Raw genomic sequence first — 20,836 nt, 5'->3', positions numbered from 1 at the left:
CGGCTTCACAACGGGATAGTTAAATCACGCGGCAACCACTTCATACGAGTGAGTAATATTCACCGCTTTTTCCAGCATCAACGCCACTGAACAATATTTCTCGGCAGAGAGATCAACCGCACGCGCAACCGCTGCGTCTTTCAGGTCGCGACCGGTGACGATAAAATGCAGATTAATGTGCGTAAACAGGCGTGGTGCCTCTTCGCGGCGTTCAGAGGTCAATTTTACTTCACAATCGACCACATCCTGACGCCCTTTTTGCAGGATCGAAACCACATCGATGGCACTGCAACCACCCGCCGCCATCAACACCATTTCCATCGGACTTGGTGCTTTATCGCCTGAGTTGCCGTCCATTAAAATCTGATGACCAGAGGCGGATTCGCCCAGAAAAGTTAACCCTTCGACCCACTTCACTCGCGCTTGCATTTTTGCTACTCCACTGCGTCAATTTTCCTGACAGAGTACGCGTACTAACCAAATCGCGCAACGGAAGGCGACCTGGGTCATGCTGAAGCGAGACACCAGGAGACACAAAGCGAAAGCTATGCTAAAACAGTCAGGATGCTACAGTAATACATTGATGTACTGCATGTATGCAAAGGACGTCACATTACCGTGCAGTACAGTTGATAGCCCCTTCCCAGGTAGCGGGAAGCATATTTCGGCAATCCAGAGACAGCGGCGTTATCTGGCTCTGGAGAAAGCTTATAACAGAGGATAACCGCGCATGGTGCTTGGCAAACCGCAAACAGACCCGACTCTCGAATGGTTCTTGTCTCATTGCCACATTCATAAGTACCCATCCAAGAGCACGCTTATTCACCAGGGTGAAAAAGCGGAAACGCTGTACTACATCGTTAAAGGCTCTGTGGCAGTGCTGATCAAAGACGAAGAGGGTAAAGAAATGATCCTCTCCTATCTGAATCAGGGTGATTTTATTGGCGAACTGGGCCTGTTTGAAGAGGGCCAGGAACGTAGCGCATGGGTACGTGCGAAAACCGCCTGTGAAGTGGCTGAAATTTCGTACAAAAAATTTCGCCAATTGATTCAGGTAAACCCGGACATTCTGATGCGTCTGTCTGCACAGATGGCGCGTCGTCTGCAAGTCACTTCAGAGAAAGTGGGCAACCTGGCGTTCCTCGACGTGACGGGCCGCATTGCACAGACTCTGCTGAATCTGGCAAAACAACCAGACGCTATGACTCACCCGGACGGTATGCAAATCAAAATTACCCGTCAGGAAATCGGTCAGATTGTCGGCTGTTCTCGTGAAACCGTGGGACGCATTCTGAAGATGCTTGAAGATCAGAACCTGATCTCCGCACACGGTAAAACCATCGTCGTTTACGGCACTCGTTAATCCCGTCGGAGTGGCGCGTTACCTGGTAGCGCGCCATTTTGTTTCCCCCGATGTGGCGCAGACTGATTTATCACCCCGATATTAACTATGCACTGCGACAAACGCTGGTGCTATGTTTGCCCGTGGCCGTTGGGTTAATGCTTGGCGAATTACGATTCGGTCTGCTCTTCTCTCTCGTTCCTGCCTGTTGCAATATTGCGGGCCTTGATACGCCTCATAAACGTTTTTTCAAACGCTTAATCATTGGTGCGTCGCTGTTTGCCACCTGTAGCTTACTGACACAGCTGCTACTGGCAAAAGATGTTCCCCTGCCCTTTTTGCTGACCGGATTAACGCTGGTACTTGGCGTCACTGCTGAGTTGGGGCCATTGCACGCAAAATTGCTTCCTGCATCGCTGCTGGCAGCCATTTTTACCCTCAGTCTGGCGGGATACATGCCGGTCTGGGAACCGTTGCTCATCTATGCGTTGGGCACTCTCTGGTACGGATTGTTTAACTGGTTTTGGTTCTGGATCTGGCGCGAACAACCGCTGCGCGAGTCACTAAGTCTGCTGTACCGTGAACTGGCAGATTATTGTGAAGCCAAATACAGCCTGCTTACCCAGCACACCGACCCTGAAAAAGCGCTGCCGCCGCTGCTGGTGCGCCAGCAAAAAGCGGTCGATCTAATTACCCAGTGCTATCAGCAAATGCATATGCTTTCCGCGCAAAATAATACCGATTACAAGCGGATGCTGCGTATTTTCCAGGAGGCGCTGGATTTGCAGGAACATATTTCGGTCAGTTTGCATCAGCCGGAAGAGGTGCAAAAGCTGGTCGAGCGTAGCCATGCGGAAGAAGTTATCCGCTGGAATGCGCAAACCGTCGCCGCTCGCCTGCGCGTGCTGGCTGATGACATTCTTTACCATCGCCTGCCGACGCGTTTTACGATGGAAAAGCAAATTGGCGCACTGGAAAAAATCGCCCGCCAACATCCGGATAATCCGGTTGGGCAATTCTGCTATTGGCATTTCAGCCGCATCGCCCGCGTGCTGCGCACCCAAAAACCGCTCTATGCCCGTGACTTACTGGCCGATAAACAGCGGCGAATGCCGTTACTTCCGGCGCTGAAAAGTTATCTGTCACTAAAGTCTCCGGCGCTACGCAATGCCGGACGACTCAGTGTGATGTTAAGCGTTGCCAGCCTGATGGGCACCGCGCTGCATCTGCCGAAGTCGTACTGGATCCTGATGACGGTATTGCTGGTGACGCAAAATGGCTATGGCGCAACCCGTCTGAGGATTGTGAATCGCTCCGTGGGAACCGTTGTCGGGTTAATCATTGCGGGCGTGGCGCTGCACTTTAAAATTCCCGAAGGTTACACCCTGACCTTGATGCTGATTACCACCCTCGCCAGCTACCTGATATTGCGCAAAAACTACGGCTGGGCGACGGTCGGCTTTACCATTACCGCAGTGTATACCCTGCAACTATTGTGGTTGAACGGCGAGCAATACATCCTTCCGCGTCTTATCGATACCATTATTGGTTGTTTAATTGCTTTCGGTGGTACCGTCTGGCTGTGGCCGCAGTGGCAGAGCGGGTTATTGCGTAAGAACGCCCATGACGCTTTAGAAGCCTATCAGGAAGCGATTCGTTTGATTCTGAGCGAGGATCCGCAACCTACGCCACTGGCCTGGCAGCGAATGCGGGTGAATCAGGCGCATAACACTCTGTATAACTCATTGAATCAGGCGATGCAGGAACCGGCATTCAACAGCCATTATCTGGCAGATATGAAACTGTGGGTAACGCACAGTCAGTTTATTGTTGAGCATATCAATGCCATGACCACGCTGGCACGGGAACACCGGGCATTGCCACCTGAACTGGCGCAAGAATATTTGCAGTCTTGTGAAATCGCCATTCAGCGTTGTCAGCAGCGGCTGGAGTATGACGAACCGGGTAGTTCCGGCGATGCCAATATCATGGATGCGCCGGAGATGCAGCCGCACGAAGGCGCGGCAGGTACGCTGGAGCAGCATCTACAGCGGGTTATTGGTCATCTGAACACCATGCACACCATTTCGTCGATGGCATGGCGTCAGCGACCGCATCACGGGATTTGGCTGAGTCGCAAGTTGCGGGATTCGAAGGCGTAATGCAGGCTAAACCATCAGATACAGCGTTCGCGCCGCATCCGACATCTTTTGCCTGATGCGTCGTATTTACGCCCCAATCACCTTCGCCACCGCGTAGGCGAAACGTTGCATCCCTTCATCGATATCCGCATCTTCCACCACCAGCGACGGCGCAAAACGCATCACATCCGGTCCGGCGTTCAGCACCATTACGCCAGCCTCTGCGCCCGCATACAGGAAATCACGCGCCCGACCTTTGTACTGTGGTTTCAGCTCCGCGCCAATTAACAGACCCATACCGCGAATATCGCTAAACACATCGTACTGCTGATCGATCTTCTGCAAATGGTCAACAAAACGCTGGCGTTTCGCCTGAATACCTTCCAGCACTTCAGGGGTATTGATGATATCAAACGCCGCGCCCGCTACTGCACAGGCCAGAGGATTACCGCCGTAGGTGGAACCGTGAGAACCAGGATGAAACGCAGAAGCAATTTCCGCCGTGGTCAGCATGGCGCTAATCGGGAATCCGCCACCTAACGCTTTCGCAGAGGTCAGAATATCCGGCGTCACGCCGTAGTGCATGTAAGCAAACAAATCGCCGGTCCGCCCCATCCCGCACTGCACTTCATCAAACACCAATAATGCCTGATGTTGATCGCACAGCTCGCGCAAGCCCTGCAAAAACTCTGGCGTCGCTGCCGTCACACCGCCCTCGCCCTGGATCGGTTCAACCACCACCGCACAGGTGTGATCATCCATCACCGCTTTCACTGCGTGGAGATCGTTAAAGGGAACGTGGATGATGTCTGCCGGTTTTGGCCCAAAGCCGTCGGAATATTTTGGCTGCCCGCCCACCGAGACGGTAAACAGCGAGCGACCATGAAAAGCGTTATGGAAGGCAATAATTTTGGTTTTGAACGGGCTATGACGCACACAGGCGTAATGGCGTGCCAGTTTAAAGGCGGTTTCGTTAGCTTCCGTGCCGGAGTTCATAAACACCACGCGTTCGGCAAACGTTGCCTCAATCAGTTTACGCCCAAGACGCAGCGCCGGTTCATTGGTGAAAACGTTACTGATATGCCACAGAGTTTCGCCCTGGGTTTTTAACGCGTTCACCAGCGCAGGATGGCAATGGCCCAACGCCGTAACTGCAATGCCACCCGCGAAATCGACATACTCCTTGCCTTGCTGATCCCAGATTCGGCTGCCCTGACCTTTTACCGGAATAAACTCTGCCGGAGCATAAATCGGCAGGATCACTTCATCGAAAGTCGCGCGTGTAATTGCTGTTTGTTCAATTGCCATCTCATGATCACCCTGTTACGCATAAACCAATGTGAAATTATAATCACAAAATATGCATAAAAAATCACTTAATAGCAATCAGAAATCAGCGATGCAGGAAATTAGCCAGCAGTTGATGTCCTTGTTCGCTAAGAATACTTTCTGGATGGAATTGCACACCTTCCAGATCCCACTGGCGATGGCGAATACCCATAATCTCGCGGGTTTCGCTCCAGGCCGTCACTTCAAAGCACACAGGTAATGAGTCAGGTTCCACCACCAGCGAATGGTAGCGTGTCACGGTAAGTGGATTTGCCAGCCCCTTAAATACGCCCACACCATTATGTGTAATCGGCGAGGTTTTGCCGTGCATGACCTTTGCGGCGCGCACAACTTTGCCGCCAAATGCCTGCGCCATTGCCTGGTGACCGAGGCAGACGCCAAGAATCGGCAAGCGCCCGGCATAGTGGCGAATAACGTCAAGCGAGATCCCGGCTTCATCTGGCGTACAGGGTCCGGGTGAGATGACAATTTTTTGTGGTTTAAGGGCGTCGATATCCGCCAGCGTCAACGCATCGTTGCGCTTAACCAGCACATCCGCCCCCAGTTCACAAAAGTACTGGTAGAGGTTCCAGGTAAAAGAATCGTAGTTATCTATAAGCAGGATCATGGCGGCTCCGGTACGAAAGAACCGCGCTATTTTACTCAGATTCCCCGGCTTCGCTTACCACTTTGCTAAATATCATCTGCAGTGCGGTGAGATCCCCCATTGCCCCACTCTGATTTGCCTGATTCCAGGCCTCTTTTTCGATACCCTGCCAGCTCAGTTGGTAGCCCGCATGAATCGCCAGTTGCTCGAAGAAGATCCGCTGTGCCAGTCCGCTTCCCACACGAAAGGGATGCAGCACGTTGATTTCACAATAGTAATGTGCCAGCCGCTCGACGAACTTCTCTTTCTCCAGGCCAACCAGATAACCTTCTTCCTCCAGATCCTGCATCAGGGCATTGCCCTCTTTTTCGATATAGGCAAAGTGGCAGAACGGCGTATCGCCCTGATAAATATCAACTTCACGCAATTGCCCCGCCCAGTCGAAAATATCCTGATACAGCTGGCGATGGATAGTGCGCAAATGCGGTAAACCGCGCACCAGCGGACCAAGCTCAATGGTCGCAGCACGCAGCGCCGTCATTTCGTAAGCGGCCTGTTCCAGCCGCTGCTGCTGGCGGATGTTCAGCCGGTTACGCATGATATCAAGGCCAGGATAAAGATACGGATCGCGCCCTTCGCCGAATTTATCGCTCATAGTGCCTCCTCAGCTCTTCAAGGCGCGCTAAAGCCTCTGCGGCAGTAAGAGTGACTAAAGGCATCTCGACGCCTTCAAGACGGCGACTGGCCTGGAAATTACGATTACGCTGAAGCTCCCAGAGACGGGACTTTTGCTTATCGGTGAGTTTCTTCACTTGATGCCTCCCTGAACGTGTCCATTTGCCACAAGTATAAGCGGCAAATCCGGGTTACGCCGGGAGAGCAGAAGCGCGGGCAAGATTGCCCGCGCGAGAAATCATTACGGCAGGACTTTAGCGGAAAGGATAACTACCGGTTTTGACGGCACATTCTGGTACGGACCAACGTCATGAGTCGGCACCTGGGAAATCTTATCGGCAACGTCCATGCCTTTCACCACTTTACCAAATACCGCGTAACCGAAATCACGCTGACCGTGGTCAAGGAAGGCGTTATCGGCAACGTTGATAAAGAACTGGCTGGTGGCGCTGTCTTTGTCAGCGGTACGCGCCATCGCGATGGTGCCACGCGTGTTGCGCAGGCCGTTATCGGCTTCATTTTTGATTGGCGGGTTTGGTTTTTTCTGCTGCATCTGCTCGGTGAAACCGCCGCCCTGAATCATAAAGCCAGGAATGACGCGGTGAAAGGTAGTGTTGTTATAAAAACCGCTGTTCACATAATCGACAAAGTTTTGCACAGACACTGGCGCTTTTTGTTTATCCAGTTCCAGTTCGATGTTACCAGCTGAGGTTGTCAACAATACGTGCGGGTCCCCTTTCGCTGCCATTGCTGCGGGAGAAAGAGCAGAAAGAGCGAAAACAGCAGCCATCGCCGCCAGGGTCGATTTGAACATGAGATTTCCTTAACAAACAGAGCAGAAAAAAAGCAAGTGAAGAGATTCTAAATAGCCTTCAAGAACAAGGCCATCCCTTTACCTAATTTTACGTATCTGAAATATATGTAACCTGACGATTACTTTTTATTCCGTGATCAAAATCACCTCTTAAGATGCAATTTAGCAACCGATTGCAATAAAACATTTAATCAGATCACAAAATCACCTAAAATCGCCCGCTCGCGGCATAGCCCGCTATGCCATTTTATTTTTGAACGCAGGCCAATCATGACTAACAGCAATCGCATCAAGCTCACATGGATTAGCTTTCTCTCCTACGCACTGACTGGTGCGTTGGTTATTGTCACCGGGATGGTGATGGGAAATATCGCCGATTATTTCAATCTGCCTGTTTCCAGTATGAGTAACACCTTCACCTTCCTCAACGCCGGCATTTTAATCTCTATCTTCCTCAACGCCTGGCTGATGGAAATCGTCCCGTTGAAAACGCAGTTACGTTTTGGCTTTCTCCTGATGGTGCTGGCGGTTGCCGGTTTGATGTTCAGCCACAGCCTGGCGCTGTTCTCGGCGGCGATGTTCATTCTCGGGGTGGTCAGCGGCATCACCATGTCGATTGGTACATTCCTGATAACACAAATGTATGAAGGGCGTCAGCGCGGTTCCCGCCTGTTATTTACCGACTCCTTCTTCAGTATGGCCGGGATGATTTTCCCAATGATCGCCGCGTTTCTACTGGCGCGCAGCATTGAGTGGTACTGGGTTTATGCCTGCATCGGGCTGGTGTATGTCGCTATTTTTATTCTGACCTTCGGTTGTGAGTTCCCGGCACTGGGCAAACATGCACCAAAAACGGATGCTCCGGTAGAGAAAGAAAAGTGGGGGATCGGCGTGCTGTTTCTCTCTGTTGCGGCGCTGTGCTACATCCTCGGTCAGTTAGGTTTTATCTCCTGGGTGCCGGAGTATGCCAAAGGCCTGGGCATGAGCCTGAACGACGCTGGCACGCTGGTGAGTAACTTCTGGATGTCATATATGGTCGGCATGTGGGCGTTCAGCTTTATTCTTCGCTTCTTTGATTTGCAACGTATCCTGACCGTACTGGCTGGTCTGGCTGCGATTCTGATGTACGTCTTTAACACCGGAACACCGACACATATGGCGTGGTCAATTCTCGCCCTGGGCTTCTTCTCCAGCGCGATCTATACCACCATCATCACCCTGGGTTCACAGCAGACCAAAGTACCGTCGCCAAAACTGGTTAACTTTGTCCTGACCTGCGGGACCATCGGTACTATGTTGACCTTTGTGGTTACCGGGCCGATTGTTGAACATAGCGGTCCACAGGCGGCACTGCTTACAGCAAACGGTCTGTACGCTGTCGTCTTTGTGATGTGCTTCCTGTTAGGTTTCGTCAGCCGTCACCGTCAGCATAACACCCTGACCTCTCATTAATTGCTCATGCCGGGCGGCGCTATCGTCGTCCGGTCTTTTCCTCTCTTACCCTGCTACGTACATCTATTTCTATAAATCCGTTCATTTTGTCTGTTTTTTGCACAAACATGAAATGTCAGACAATTCCGTGACTTAAGAAAATTTATACAAATCAGCAATATACCCCTTAAGGAGTATATAAAGGTGAATTTGATTTACATCAATAAGCGGGGTTGCTGAATCGTTAAGGTAGGCGGTAATAGAAAAGAAATCGAGGCAAAAATGAGCAAAGTCAGACTCGCAATTATCGGTAACGGTATGGTCGGCCATCGCTTTATCGAAGATCTTCTTGATAAATCTGATGCGGCCAACTTTGATATTACCGTTTTCTGTGAAGAACCGCGCATCGCTTATGACCGCGTACACCTCTCGTCTTACTTCTCTCACCACACCGCCGAAGAGCTGTCGCTGGTGCGCGAAGGCTTCTACGAGAAACACGGCATCAAAGTTCTGGTCGGCGAACGCGCTATCACCATCAACCGTCAGGAGAAGGTGATTCACTCCAGCGCCGGGCGCACCGTTTTTTATGACAAGCTGATCATGGCGACCGGTTCCTACCCGTGGATCCCACCAATCAAAGGTTCTGATACTCAGGACTGCTTTGTCTATCGCACCATTGAAGACCTCAACGCCATTGAATCCTGTGCCCGTCGCAGCAAACGCGGTGCCGTTGTTGGTGGCGGCCTGTTAGGTCTGGAAGCCGCTGGCGCGCTGAAAAACTTAGGTATTGAAACCCACGTTATCGAATTTGCCCCTATGCTGATGGCGGAACAGCTTGATCAGATGGGTGGCGAGCAGCTGCGTCGCAAAATCGAAAGTATGGGCGTGCGCGTTCACACCAGCAAAAACACCCTTGAGATTGTGCAGGAAGGTGTCGAAGCGCGTAAAACCATGCGTTTTGCCGACGGCAGCGAACTGGAAGTCGACTTTATCGTCTTCTCTACTGGTATCCGTCCGCGCGATAAGCTGGCAACCCAGTGTGGTCTGGACGTTGCTCCGCGTGGGGGTATCGTCATAAATGATTCCTGCCAGACTTCCGATCCGGATATCTACGCCATCGGTGAATGCGCAAGCTGGAACAACCGTGTATTTGGTCTGGTAGCACCAGGCTACAAAATGGCGCAGGTCGCCGTTGACCATATTCTCGGTAGCGAAAACGCCTTTGAAGGTGCTGACCTTAGCGCCAAGCTGAAACTGCTGGGCGTAGACGTAGGCGGTATTGGTGATGCGCACGGTCGCACACCTGGCGCACGTAGCTACGTTTACCTCGACGAAAGCAAAGAGATCTACAAACGCCTTATTGTCAGCGAAGACAACAAAACCCTGCTCGGTGCGGTACTGGTGGGCGATACCAGCGACTACGGCAACCTGCTGCAACTGGTGCTGAATGCTATCGAGCTGCCGGAAAACCCGGATTCTCTGATTCTGCCGGCGCACTCTGGTAGCGGTAAGCCGTCTATCGGTGTTGATAAACTGCCGGACAGCGCGCAAATCTGCTCCTGCTTCGACGTCACCAAAGGTGATCTGATTGCTGCCATCAACAAAGGCTGCCACACCGTTGCGGCGCTGAAAGCTGAAACCAAAGCGGGTACTGGCTGCGGTGGCTGTATCCCGCTGGTCACTCAGGTACTGAACGCGGAACTGGCGAAACAGGGCATCGAAGTTAACAACAACCTGTGCGAACACTTTGCTTATTCGCGTCAGGAACTGTTCCATTTAATCCGCGTTGAAGGCATTAAAACCTTCGAAGAACTGCTGGCGAAACACGGCAAAGGCTACGGTTGTGAAGTTTGTAAACCGACCGTCGGTTCGCTGCTGGCCTCCTGCTGGAACGAATACATTCTGAAACCGGAACATACTCCGCTGCAGGATTCTAACGACAACTTCCTCGCTAACATCCAGAAAGACGGCACCTACTCGGTGATCCCGCGTTCTCCGGGCGGTGAAATCACCCCGGAAGGGCTGATGGCAGTAGGTCGTATCGCGCGTGAATTTAATCTCTACACCAAAATCACCGGCTCCCAGCGCCTGGCGATGTTTGGCGCACAGAAAGACGATCTGCCGGAGATCTGGCGTCAGCTGATTGAAGCCGGCTTCGAAACCGGTCATGCCTATGCGAAAGCACTGCGTATGGCGAAAACCTGCGTGGGTAGCACCTGGTGCCGCTACGGCGTGGGCGACAGCGTCGGCCTCGGCGTGGAACTGGAAAACCGCTACAAAGGCATCCGGACTCCGCACAAAATGAAGTTCGGTGTCTCCGGCTGTACCCGTGAATGTTCAGAAGCTCAGGGTAAGGACGTGGGTATTATCGCCACTGAAAAAGGCTGGAACCTGTATGTTTGCGGTAACGGCGGCATGAAACCGCGTCATGCGGATCTGCTGGTAGCGGATATCGATCGCGAAACGCTGATCAAATATCTCGACCGCTTCATGATGTTCTACATCCGTACCGCCGACAAACTGACGCGTACCGCGCCGTGGTTAGAAAACCTTGAAGGCGGCATCGATTACCTGAAAGCGGTGATCATTGACGACAAACTGGGGCTGAACGCACATCTGGAAGAAGAGATGGCGCGCCTGCGTGAAGCGGTAGTATGTGAGTGGACTGAAACGGTCAATACGCCGTCCGCGCAGACTCGCTTCAAACACTTCATCAACAGCGACAAGCGTGACCCGAACGTGCAGATGGTGCCAGAGCGCGAACAGCACCGTCCGGCAACGCCGTATGAACGTATCCCGGTAACTCTGGTGGAGGACAACGCATGAGCCAGTGGAAAGACATCTGCAAAATCGATGACATCCTGCCTGAAACCGGCGTCTGCGCGCTGTTAGGTGACGAGCAGGTAGCAATTTTCCGCCCGTATCACAGCGACCAGGTGTTTGCGATCAGCAACATCGACCCGTTCTTCGAGTCCAGCGTGCTGTCACGCGGGCTGATTGCGGAACACCAGGGCGAGCTGTGGGTCGCCAGCCCGCTGAAAAAACAGCGTTTTCGCTTAAGCGACGGCTTGTGCATGGAAGACGAACAGTTTTCCGTCAAGCATTACGACGCGCGAGTGAAAGACGGCGTGGTGCAGCTACGCGGTTAATGTTTTAACGGGAGGCGCAATGCCTCCCCTTTTTGCATGGTCCTGTAATAACCTTCGATATATTGCAGGACATTTTTTAAACTTTTTGTTTTATTTTTTGCTTTTATTTTTTAAAGGATAATCAAATGTTTACAGACACTATTAATAAGTGTGCAGCTAACGCTGCGCGCATTGCACGCCTGTCGGCAAATAACCCGCTCGGCTTCTGGGTCAGCTCCGCAATGGCGGGGGCGTATGTGGGTCTTGGGATCATCCTGATTTTCACGCTCGGTAATTTGCTCGCCCCGTCCGTACGTCCGCTGGTGATGGGCGCGACCTTTGGTATCGCCTTAACGCTGGTGATTATCGCCGGTTCTGAACTGTTCACTGGACACACCATGTTCCTCACCTTTGGAGTGAAAGCGGGCACTATCAGCCACGGGCAAATGTGGGCAATCCTGCCGCAAACCTGGCTGGGTAACCTGGTCGGTTCCGTCTTTGTCGCCATGCTCTATAGCTGGGGTGGCGGTAGCCTGCTGCCGGTAGATACCAGCATCGTTCACTCCGTCGCGCTGGCAAAAACCACTGCACCGGCAATGGTACTGTTCTTCAAAGGTGCATTGTGTAACTGGCTGGTTTGCCTGGCAATCTGGATGGCGCTGCGCACTGAAGGGGCGGCGAAATTTATCGCTATCTGGTGGTGTCTGCTGGCATTTATCGCGTCCGGCTACGAGCACTCCATCGCTAACATGACGCTGTTCGCTCTCTCCTGGTTTGGCAACCACAGCGAAGCCTACACGCTGGCGGGTATTGGTCATAACCTGCTGTGGGTGACGCTGGGTAATACTTTATCAGGTGCCGTATTCATGGGATTGGGTTATTGGTATGCTACGCCGAAAGCGAATCGTCCGGTTGCGGACAAATTTAATCAAACTGAAACAGCTGCCGGTTAATTACTAAGGGGTTTTTACGTGGATCATTTGCCTATATTTTGCCAATTACGCGATCGCGACTGTCTGATTGTCGGCGGTGGTGATGTCGCGGAACGCAAAGCAAGGTTGCTGTTAGACGCAGGCGCTCGCTTAACGGTGAATGCATTAGCGTTTATTCCACAGTTCACCGCATGGGCAGATGCAGGCATGTTAACCCTCGTCGAAGGGCCATTTGATGAAAGCCTTCTCGACACCTGCTGGCTGGCGATTGCTGCGACGGATGATGACGCGCTTAACCAGCGCGTCAGTGAAGCCGCTGAAGCTCGTCGCATCTTCTGTAACGTGGTCGATGCGCCGAAAGCCGCCAGCTTTATTATGCCGTCGATTATTGACCGCTCACCGCTAATGGTCGCGGTCTCCTCTGGCGGCACCTCTCCGGTTCTGGCGCGCCTGTTACGCGAAAAACTTGAATCACTGCTGCCGTTGCATCTGGGCCAGGTGGCGAAATACGCCGGGCAATTACGCGGGCGAGTGAAACAACAGTTCGCCACAATGGGTGAACGTCGCCGTTTCTGGGAAAAACTGTTCGTTAATGACCGCCTGGCGCAGTCGCTGGCAAACAACGATCAGAAAGCCATTACTGAAACGACCGAACAGTTAATCAACGAACCGCTCGACCATCGCGGTGAAGTGGTGCTGGTTGGCGCAGGTCCGGGCGATGCCGGGCTGCTGACACTGAAGGGTCTGCAACAAATTCAGCAGGCAGATGTGGTGGTCTACGACCGTCTGGTTTCTGACGATATTATGAATCTGGTACGCCGCGATGCTGATCGCGTTTTCGTCGGCAAACGCGCGGGATACCACTGCGTACCGCAGGAAGAGATAAACCAGATCCTGCTGCGGGAAGCGCAAAAAGGCAAACGCGTGGTGCGGCTGAAAGGCGGCGATCCGTTTATTTTTGGCCGTGGTGGCGAAGAGCTGGAAACACTGTGTAACGCGGGTATTCCGTTCTCGGTGGTTCCGGGTATTACCGCAGCTTCTGGTTGCTCTGCCTATTCGGGTATTCCGCTCACGCATCGCGATTATGCCCAGAGCGTACGCTTAATTACCGGACACTTAAAAACCGGTGGCGAACTGGACTGGGAAAACCTGGCGGCAGAAAAACAGACGCTGGTGTTTTATATGGGGCTGAATCAGGCTGCGACTATTCAGCAAAAGCTGATTGAACACGGTATGCCTGGCGAAATGCCGGTGGCAATTGTCGAAAACGGAACGGCAGTCACGCAGCGCGTGATTGACGGTACGCTCACGCAGCTGGGCGAACTGGCGCAGCAAATGAACAGTCCATCGCTAATTATTATTGGTCGGGTTGTTGGCCTGCGCGATAAATTGAACTGGTTCTCTAACCATTAATTTAACCAGGGCCAGAGAAGTCTGGCCTTTTTCGTTTACAACTCTCTTTATATATTCAGCAGATAAAAACATACCCCCTTAATAAATATTGTCTGCTAATGGGTTATATTCACCGTTACAGCGACTTACAAAATTAAATCAATCGCTCACTGACGCTAATTGAATATTCCTGTATCGTTCTTAATGAGCAGTCTGCTTATATTCATATAATCAATGAATATTAATTAATATATAATACATAGGGAATGTAAATGAACAAATTTATTAAAGTTGCACTGGTAGGCGCAGTACTGGCTACGTTAACTGCATGTACTGGTCATATTGAAAACCGTGATAAGAACTGCTCTTACGACTACCTGCTGCACCCGGCAATTTCTATTTCTAAAATCATTGGCGGTTGCGGTCCTACTGCACAGTAAGTCTCTGACAGAAATCGGCTAACACCGGTTTAATTGCCTGACGCCCTCGGGGTTACCCGAGGGCGTATTTATTTCTGCATTCTTTTCGAAAACATCATGCACAAGATTAAATACTGGCAATACTCTCACGCAAAATCCGCAGCACCGTCTCTTCACCGCTGCGATTTGGGTTAATGCGAATCGCGTAATGTTCGAGTTGCGGATTCGCCTGGCGAAACGTTCCGGAAAGTCGATAAAAAAGCGGCGGAATTTCATATTTCGACTCTGCACCAACCGGGTAAGGCAAGGCACCGCGCTTTTGCGCCTCTTCCAGCACCCTGGCGGCAATCGGCTGATGAAATTCCACAATCAACACTTTCGACTGCGCATTGGCAATCACCGCGCTTTTCACTTCCGCCACTGCGCCACCGTTAAGTAAAGCCAGCAACCGTTCAGATACCCCCGCCTGCACCGCGTGCATCACTGGCGCAAACACCAGCCCACGCAAGACTTCCAACGCCTGAGCGCCCTGAATCTGGCTGCCGCCGGAGTAGAGCGTGGCGCGAATACGGTTAATAACATCAGCATCGCCTACCACCGCACCAACACCCTCTGGCCCAAATAGCTTGAAGCAGGAAAATGTCGAGACATTCGCCCCGCATTCACAGCCAATGCGTGCCACCTTCATCACCGCATAGTTGTCATCGGTTAAGGCTGGAACACTTGCCGCGCGCAACGTTGCCAGCACATCTGCCAGCACATAGCTGTCCTGCGGCTGCTGGCGCGTATGCTGCACCAGCGCGGCATCTGGTTGTTGCTCGTCGACGACCTGCTTAAGTGCCGACAGGTCATTGAAATCAGCAGTAATAAGCGTCAGCCCCATCTGCGCAATAATGACCTGAGTCGTCGGGTAAACCGGCGCGTCATGCACCAGAAGACGCTGCCCCGGTTTGAGCAAAGCCGCCAACGCCGCACGAATCGCGCCAGTACCCGCGCCCTGCACCAGCGCCGCAGCCTGTGCGTGAAATGCATCAGCCAGCACCTGTTCCACACGCTGGGTAATGCGCGGTTGATTCAGTCCCGGCGTTAAGCCCAAATCACCGCAGGTAAGAAATTCGCTACCAGGAAAATGGCGACAAATGCTATCCACCAGCGCAAACTGCTTTTGCTGCGCCTCAATAATCGTCAGGCTTTGCAGAGGAAACGTCTTCATAGGTGCCTTCCTTAAGCCGGAACGAACAGGCCAAGCCAGTAAAGAACATTCAGCAGAATACCGGTGATCATTACGGCCACGACCGGTGCCGCCATTTTCTGTACCGGACGGCCCAGGGATTCGTTGAGGAAGTAAATGGCAACCGCGATAGAGAATCCGGTATAACCCGCCATCTTAATTGCTGCGAAAATCGAACCGACCAGAAGAGCCACTTCCATCAGCATATTCATGGCGTTACGGATGTTATCCGACGCATTACGTACCGACGGGTAGCGTCCCAGCCATTTGCCGATCGAACGAAGCAGCAAGACTTCCGCCGAAATAACCACTGCGCCTAATACCGCTGCAACCATCGGATTCGGCGAGAGATAGCCCACCGCATAAACAAAGGTAAAGCCCGCAACTGCATACACACCCGTTGCTAAGGCGGTGGTGGCAATCAACGGTACAAAACCCAGCCCGCGCATAAATTCTGCCAGTGCCGCCTGGTTGATCAGCGTTTGCGATTGTTCCGGCGTTACGCCTGCGGAGTACGCTTTCTCCAGAGTGAAGATCGACACTTCACTACCGGCGAAAATCTTCATGCTGGCAACGGCGGCAATCAATGCTCCCACGATGGCGATATACGGTAAGTTTTTGATAATCCGCGACGTGCGTTCTTCAAACACCGAAAGCCCGCTGGCATCAATATCATTTTCATCACGATGACGCAGGTCGTGAGTTATCGCGATCCCCAGCAGCATCACCATGCCAATAAAGATTTCGATGGATTCCGGATTGAGATGCGGGAAATAGCGCACTACCACCACACGGGTCATCAGTACCACCACGGCGGCGATCAGACTTTGCTTCCAGCCAAACTGGTAGAAAATCGCCACCAACGGGAATAGTGCAAAAGCTGAAACCACCGGCGAGCTTAATTCCCCCAGGCTACCTAATACATCCACCGGTAGCGCGGTCAGCAGCTGGTTTACCGGCAACAGGCAAGTAAGGATCAACACGCCCCAGATAGCGCCAAGACCAAACGCCATCAGGCTGTTTATCGCCAGTACGCCGAGGATATCGGTAGGAAGAAAGAGTAACCATGCGTTGAGCAGCCCGGTTTTCAGGGTAAAAGAGATCCCCACCGAGGCCACAAAACCAATGCTCAGACCAAAAGCGATACTCCCCGCCTCGCGACGGTTCATATAGCCTTCAATCAGTTGCGGCAGGATCGGGCGGATACCGTCATGAAAAACGGCTGCCGAGCGATGCGCCAGAAGCGATGTCATACCCGTCAGGCACGCCACCACGATAATCTGAATATACAGATCCATAGTCGTGCCTTTTATTTCAGATGGTTAATCAGCATCGGAATCGCGTGTTCGACATGCTCAACGGAAAGCCCAAACGCCACTTTCCCTTCGGCGATCATTTTGGCGATATGTTCGTCTTTCGCTTTAATGCCTGGTTTGGCAATGGTGCAACTTTTGTTATAGCCAATCACCGCGATGGCAATCGACAATGCCGCGCCCGCACCGGTATTACACGCGCCGATGTAGTAATCCAGTTGCCCGGATTTCACTTTCATTGCCGCTTCCATGTCGTTGTGAATGAAAACTTCAAAACAGCCAGGAGCCGTCGCTTCAATGGTTTTTTTAATCTGCTCACGCTGTAAGCCTGCAACGCCAATCTTTTTCATGAGTCTGTCCTTATTGGAAAAATTGAGAGGGAGTTTCACGTAACATCACATCCACATCGGCCTGACTGAATCCTGACTGGCGCAATTGCGGAATAAAGGTGGTCAATAAATAGTCATAGCCATAACCACCGTTGGCTTTTAAATGGGAGCGGCGCGTAATATCCATCGACAGCATGACGCGGTTCAGCAAACCACGGTCACGTAGCGCGTGAAGCATCGCAATGCGCTTTTCGTCCGGGTAGTAACTGTTCTTGCCGATGGTGTCGAACTGCACATACGCGCCGAGATCGATCATCTTCAAAATGTTGTCGAGGTTGTCTTTCAGATCGCAGTGGCCAACAGTGACGCGCGAAAGATCAACTCCGTGGGCTTGCAGTAGCGCCAGTTGTTCCAGCCCCATGGTGCTAAAAGAGGTATGCGTGGAGATCGGGCGTCCGGTCTGGTTATGCGCCAGCGCGGCGGCAATAAATACCTTCTCTTCCAGCGGCGTAATCTTCCCTTCGCTGGAGCCGATCTCCGCGATGATCCCGGCTTTCAGCTCCGTGCCATCGATACCCTGTTCAATTTCATCGACCATCTCTTGCGCCAGTTCCTGCGCGCTGCGGGTCGCCACATGTTGCGGGAAAAACGCATCCTGGTAATAACCGGTACAGGCCACCACGTTGATGCCGGTTTCGCGCATTACATCGAGCATAAATTGCGCATTGCGCCCCATATAACGGTTGGTCATCTCAATCACATTACGCACGCCCTGGGCCATCAGGTCGTTCATTTCCTGGCAAATGAACGCATACTGATCAAGGCGGCAGTCCACGTTGTTTTTAAAGCCGGAGAGATCAATATGCAGATGCTCATGGGCGAGGGTGTAGCCCGTCGGATCAAAACTCATAGGGTGTCTCCTGCAAACCGGAGGGAGGAAAGAAAAGAGCGACCATTTTGTGGCGGTGGCGCACGGAAAAATTCACATACGGTAGCCCCCACATCAGAAAGCGTGGTGCGCACACCAAGCTGCGTAGCGACCATCCCTTGCTGATAAACCAGCACTGGCACCACTTCGCGGGTATGGTGGCTGTGACCAATGGTCGGATCGTTACCGTGATCCGCCATCACGACCAGGCAATCATCTGGCTGCATCGCCTCAATAAGCCGGGCAAGGTTACGGTCAACGACCTGCAAACGTTCCGCATAACGTGCGACGTCTTCTGCATGACCAGCGAGGTCGGTTTCCTGGATATTGGTACAAATAAACGCCGTCGGATGGGTGTTAAATTCGTTGAGGGTGATATCCATAATCCGCTGGCTATCCACCAGGTTTTGCCAGCTCACGCCATAAGGATTGCTGACGATATCCGCCACCTTACCCACCAGCACGGTTGGCACGCCCGCTTCATACAATTTTTGTGGCACCTGCACTTTTTCATCGACGCCGTAGCCCATATGCACGACCTGGAAGCCGTTGTCATAAGCGCCAGAACGCGGCGCATTGATGCCAATAAAGCGCCCTTCTTTGCTTTCTGCGGCATCGAGGATGCGCTGGCTGTCGGTTAACAGGCCACCAAATGTAATGACCCGACCGACCTGTACCTGCTCACGCACGATACAACCAATTTTGATTGCGTCGTCAAAAGAGATCACAGAGAGATTGGCGGTGATGTTATAGACCTGACCTAAATCCGCCTCGAGATTATCGCCAATCGCAACCGCCTGATTGACCCACAGAAATTGCAGATCATCGCCACGACGCTCAACCTGCCAGCCAGCGGAAACTAATGCCTGCTCAACACGGTCAATCACATCGCGAAAAGGCATCCGCAGCGGCGGTAACGGGCGCGTGCCTAAAATTTCCTGATGCCCCATAAAGGTATCGCCACCTTCATGTTGCAGCTCTGCCACACCCCAGGTTGCGGAGTCTGATGGCTGCATATCACCTGGCGCATAACCCAATGCGTTGATTAGCCCCAGCTTCTCCAGCGCTGGTAGCTGCAAATGCGGCAACTGGCTCAGGATGTGACCACAGGTATTCGCCCCGGCATCCTGCGGACGCACCAACGTGACATCTTTCATTGCCCCTACGCCAAAGCTATCAATCACTAACACCACAAATCGCGCCATTACGCCCCCAGAGAGTTTCCAAGACTGTCATAACGACCGACGATTTCTGGTTCGCCACGGTGAATACCGGACAGCAACACCACATCGCTACGGGTGACAAAAATCTGCGTGCGAAAACAGAGCACTACTGCACTGCTTACCGGAAACTCGCCTGCCAGCGGCAGGGTGTAGTCGATACTGCTGTCATCCACAGTTTTGAGATTGGTTTCAGTAATCTTTTGATTTTCTGGCGTAAACACCAGCGCATGTTGCGCATGACCACGACGGTAGTAACCGCCGCCGTAGCAGTAGCTGTCGCCACGGAAATGATGGGAGATTTCACTTAACCAGAGCATCGCGATACGTTCAGGCTGATCGCCCTGCTGGTTTGCCGGAATAGTGCCCGTCAGCGCATGACCGGGTTCGGCATGAGTCACACCGTATTCCGCCAGCAATGGCAGCGAAGTGCAGCTGGTCGCAGAAGGTGCGTTCAGTTGCTCAATCGCAATACCAGATTTCGCTAGTTGCTCCCGTGCCTGTATCAACGTGTGAAGATTCGGTGTCGGCAAAACTTTCCCGGCAGCCTCATCCCAAAGCAGGCAAGGGAAATGGGTTAGTCCAGCTAAATGCAACCCCGGCAGTTTCTTAATTTCAGCAACCACCTCGTGCAGCGAATGCTGTACAAAACCGCTCTCCTGCCCCGGATAAAGAAAATCATCGTCGCTATAAACTTTGAGCAGCACAGACTGCACACGTCCGGCCTTCACCGCTGCCGCAGAAACTTCCCGCGCTTTGTCGAGAGTAAACACGGTGATAACGTCGGTGCCCTGTTCAACGGCGTCAGCAACCTGATGACAAGGGATTTGTACCAGATGCCCCTGATGCGCCACCGGCAAACCGGCGCGGCGCATGACTCGCGCCTCTTTGTAATCCACCGCCACAATGCCGCTGTAGCCTAATGGCAGCAGTTTTTCCGCCAGCCACGGATTACGACCAAACTGCTTGGTCATCAGATACAGTTCAATGCCGTAAAGCCGCGCCGTCTCAATCAGCCGCTTACCGTTTTCCAGTATCTGATCCACGTCGATCACCCAGCTGTCCGGGGCGATCTTGCCCTTTTGCCACAAGCTTAGTGCGGCGGAAATTAGCGCCGGGTTCTGGCGTTTCAATGCTTCTACAAACATCTTGTTGCCTCGTTTCTGTTCCTTGAATTAAATATTCATTTTTTTGAATATTTAGGTTGTGCGACGTGGATTTGTCGGGAGCTTCAAACCTCTTCGTTAGCAGCCATCCATAATCCATAAAGGTTGGCCAGCAAATAGCCTTCTTCACACGGGTTAACTTCCAGTGTAAATTCCTTCAACAACACCTGATGCAATTGCACAACGGCTTGCCAGTGGCTGGATTGCGCCAGTTCTGCCAGCAATTCGGCGTCCAGCGGCTCTATTTCTTCACCACGGCGACTGCGCATCAGTGCGCTCGCCATATGTGTCATCGCCATCATTCCTTGCTCGCTGCGCACCGGTAGATGACACTCTGTTTCCAGTACGTTGACGACCTGCATCATGCCTTTGCAGATGTCCTTATCAATAACGCCTGCATCGCAAAGCAGGTTGAGTCTGGTTTCCATTTCAGATGCCT

At 52.4% G+C, this 20,836-nt stretch carries 21 protein-coding genes; 8 read left to right on the top strand and 13 right to left on the bottom strand.

What is annotated here, in order from left to right; genetic code table 11:
• Window positions 1-24: 24 nt before the first annotated feature.
• On the bottom strand, window positions 25-429 hold the full coding sequence (locus tag ACK8NJ_RS01850) for an OsmC family protein (RefSeq protein ID WP_001148908.1): 405 nt from the start codon (window positions 427-429) through the stop codon (window positions 25-27).
• A 301-nt stretch (window positions 430-730) separates the two neighbouring features.
• Between ACK8NJ_RS01850 and crp the strand changes: the two genes are divergently transcribed.
• Both crp and ACK8NJ_RS01840 read left to right on the top strand, forming a co-directional pair.
• Window positions 731-1,363: a cAMP-activated global transcriptional regulator CRP gene (gene crp, locus ACK8NJ_RS01845; protein WP_000242755.1), complete on the top strand. Its 633-nt coding sequence runs from the start codon at window positions 731-733 to the stop codon at window positions 1,361-1,363.
• A gap of 50 nt (window positions 1,364-1,413) precedes the next feature.
• Window positions 1,414-3,504, top strand: coding sequence for a YccS/YhfK family putative transporter (locus ACK8NJ_RS01840; RefSeq protein WP_001295162.1), 2,091 nt, complete (start codon window positions 1,414-1,416; stop codon window positions 3,502-3,504).
• 66 nt (window positions 3,505-3,570) lie between these two features.
• On the opposite strand, the gene argD is transcribed toward ACK8NJ_RS01840, so the two are convergent.
• From argD to ppiA, 5 genes are all read right to left on the bottom strand, one after another.
• Complete coding sequence (argD, locus tag ACK8NJ_RS01835) at window positions 3,571-4,791, bottom strand: bifunctional acetylornithine/succinyldiaminopimelate transaminase (protein ID WP_033870494.1); 1,221 nt, start codon at window positions 4,789-4,791, stop codon at window positions 3,571-3,573.
• 85 nt (window positions 4,792-4,876) lie between these two features.
• On the bottom strand, window positions 4,877-5,440 hold the full coding sequence (gene pabA, locus ACK8NJ_RS01830) for an aminodeoxychorismate synthase component 2 (protein WP_001551743.1): 564 nt from the start codon (window positions 5,438-5,440) through the stop codon (window positions 4,877-4,879).
• 31 nt (window positions 5,441-5,471) lie between these two features.
• The gene (locus tag ACK8NJ_RS01825) at window positions 5,472-6,074 is read right to left on the bottom strand and encodes a putative adenosine monophosphate-protein transferase Fic (RefSeq protein WP_001280645.1); all 603 of its coding nucleotides are present in this window, start codon (window positions 6,072-6,074) and stop codon (window positions 5,472-5,474) included.
• Complete coding sequence (locus ACK8NJ_RS01820; RefSeq protein ID WP_000736860.1) at window positions 6,064-6,231, bottom strand: YhfG family protein; 168 nt, start codon at window positions 6,229-6,231, stop codon at window positions 6,064-6,066. The genes ACK8NJ_RS01825 and ACK8NJ_RS01820 overlap by 11 nt, the downstream gene beginning before the upstream one ends.
• Before the next feature lie 104 nt (window positions 6,232-6,335).
• Window positions 6,336-6,908 (bottom strand): peptidylprolyl isomerase A, encoded by a 573-nt coding sequence (gene ppiA, locus ACK8NJ_RS01815; protein ID WP_000477225.1) that lies wholly within the window; start codon window positions 6,906-6,908, stop codon window positions 6,336-6,338.
• Between the two features lie 270 nt (window positions 6,909-7,178).
• Between ppiA and tsgA the strand changes: the two genes are divergently transcribed.
• The 6 genes from tsgA (at window position 7,179) to ACK8NJ_RS01785 (ending at window position 14,231) form a co-directional block, all read left to right on the top strand.
• Complete coding sequence (gene tsgA / locus ACK8NJ_RS01810; RefSeq protein ID WP_097439521.1) at window positions 7,179-8,360, top strand: MFS transporter TsgA; 1,182 nt, start codon at window positions 7,179-7,181, stop codon at window positions 8,358-8,360.
• A gap of 261 nt (window positions 8,361-8,621) precedes the next feature.
• Window positions 8,622-11,165, top strand: coding sequence for an NADPH-nitrite reductase large subunit (gene nirB, locus ACK8NJ_RS01805; RefSeq protein WP_411962075.1), 2,544 nt, complete (start codon window positions 8,622-8,624; stop codon window positions 11,163-11,165).
• Window positions 11,162-11,488 carry a nitrite reductase small subunit NirD gene (gene nirD / locus ACK8NJ_RS01800; RefSeq protein WP_000084762.1) on the top strand — a complete coding sequence of 109 codons (327 nt, stop codon included), beginning with the start codon at window positions 11,162-11,164 and terminating at the stop codon, window positions 11,486-11,488. The genes nirB and nirD overlap by 4 nt, the downstream gene beginning before the upstream one ends.
• Window positions 11,489-11,613: 125 nt before the next feature.
• A complete protein-coding gene (gene nirC / locus ACK8NJ_RS01795; protein ID WP_097494150.1) occupies window positions 11,614-12,420 on the top strand; it encodes a nitrite transporter NirC in 807 nt (268 codons plus the stop codon).
• Between the two features lie 18 nt (window positions 12,421-12,438).
• Window positions 12,439-13,812 carry a siroheme synthase CysG gene (cysG, locus tag ACK8NJ_RS01790; RefSeq protein WP_000349855.1) on the top strand — a complete coding sequence of 458 codons (1,374 nt, stop codon included), beginning with the start codon at window positions 12,439-12,441 and terminating at the stop codon, window positions 13,810-13,812.
• 251 nt (window positions 13,813-14,063) lie between these two features.
• Window positions 14,064-14,231 carry a YhfL family protein gene (locus ACK8NJ_RS01785; protein WP_001031834.1) on the top strand — a complete coding sequence of 56 codons (168 nt, stop codon included), beginning with the start codon at window positions 14,064-14,066 and terminating at the stop codon, window positions 14,229-14,231.
• Between the two features lie 106 nt (window positions 14,232-14,337).
• Here ACK8NJ_RS01785 and ACK8NJ_RS01780 read toward each other — a convergent pair whose 3' ends face one another.
• The 7 genes from ACK8NJ_RS01780 to ACK8NJ_RS01750 all read right to left on the bottom strand — a co-directional run bounded on the left by ACK8NJ_RS01780 (window position 14,338) and on the right by ACK8NJ_RS01750 (window position 20,825).
• Window positions 14,338-15,423: an aminotransferase class I/II-fold pyridoxal phosphate-dependent enzyme gene (locus tag ACK8NJ_RS01780; protein WP_000847122.1), complete on the bottom strand. Its 1,086-nt coding sequence runs from the start codon at window positions 15,421-15,423 to the stop codon at window positions 14,338-14,340.
• Window positions 15,424-15,434: 11 nt separating this feature from the next.
• Window positions 15,435-16,739: a YhfT family protein gene (locus tag ACK8NJ_RS01775; protein ID WP_000366862.1), complete on the bottom strand. Its 1,305-nt coding sequence runs from the start codon at window positions 16,737-16,739 to the stop codon at window positions 15,435-15,437.
• A gap of 11 nt (window positions 16,740-16,750) precedes the next feature.
• Window positions 16,751-17,104, bottom strand: coding sequence for a DUF2620 domain-containing protein (locus ACK8NJ_RS01770; protein WP_000719728.1), 354 nt, complete (start codon window positions 17,102-17,104; stop codon window positions 16,751-16,753).
• A gap of 10 nt (window positions 17,105-17,114) precedes the next feature.
• Entirely contained in the window at window positions 17,115-17,993 is an 879-nt protein-coding gene (locus ACK8NJ_RS01765) for a phosphotriesterase-related protein (RefSeq protein WP_411962074.1), read from the bottom strand.
• Window positions 17,990-19,216 (bottom strand): phosphopentomutase, encoded by a 1,227-nt coding sequence (locus ACK8NJ_RS01760; RefSeq protein WP_411962073.1) that lies wholly within the window; start codon window positions 19,214-19,216, stop codon window positions 17,990-17,992. The genes ACK8NJ_RS01765 and ACK8NJ_RS01760 overlap by 4 nt, the downstream gene beginning before the upstream one ends.
• Window positions 19,216-20,379: a YhfX family PLP-dependent enzyme gene (locus ACK8NJ_RS01755; RefSeq protein ID WP_083576109.1), complete on the bottom strand. Its 1,164-nt coding sequence runs from the start codon at window positions 20,377-20,379 to the stop codon at window positions 19,216-19,218. Before ACK8NJ_RS01755 ends, ACK8NJ_RS01760 begins: the two co-directional genes overlap by 1 nt.
• 83 nt (window positions 20,380-20,462) lie before the next feature.
• Window positions 20,463-20,825 carry a hypothetical protein gene (locus ACK8NJ_RS01750; protein ID WP_001469389.1) on the bottom strand — a complete coding sequence of 121 codons (363 nt, stop codon included), beginning with the start codon at window positions 20,823-20,825 and terminating at the stop codon, window positions 20,463-20,465.
• Window positions 20,826-20,836: the final 11 nt, after the last annotated feature.

This window comes from Escherichia sp. F1, from assembly GCF_046764225.1.
Lineage (GTDB): Bacteria > Pseudomonadota > Gammaproteobacteria > Enterobacterales > Enterobacteriaceae > Escherichia > Escherichia coli.
This window is presented reverse-complemented; position numbering and strand designations above follow the sequence as displayed.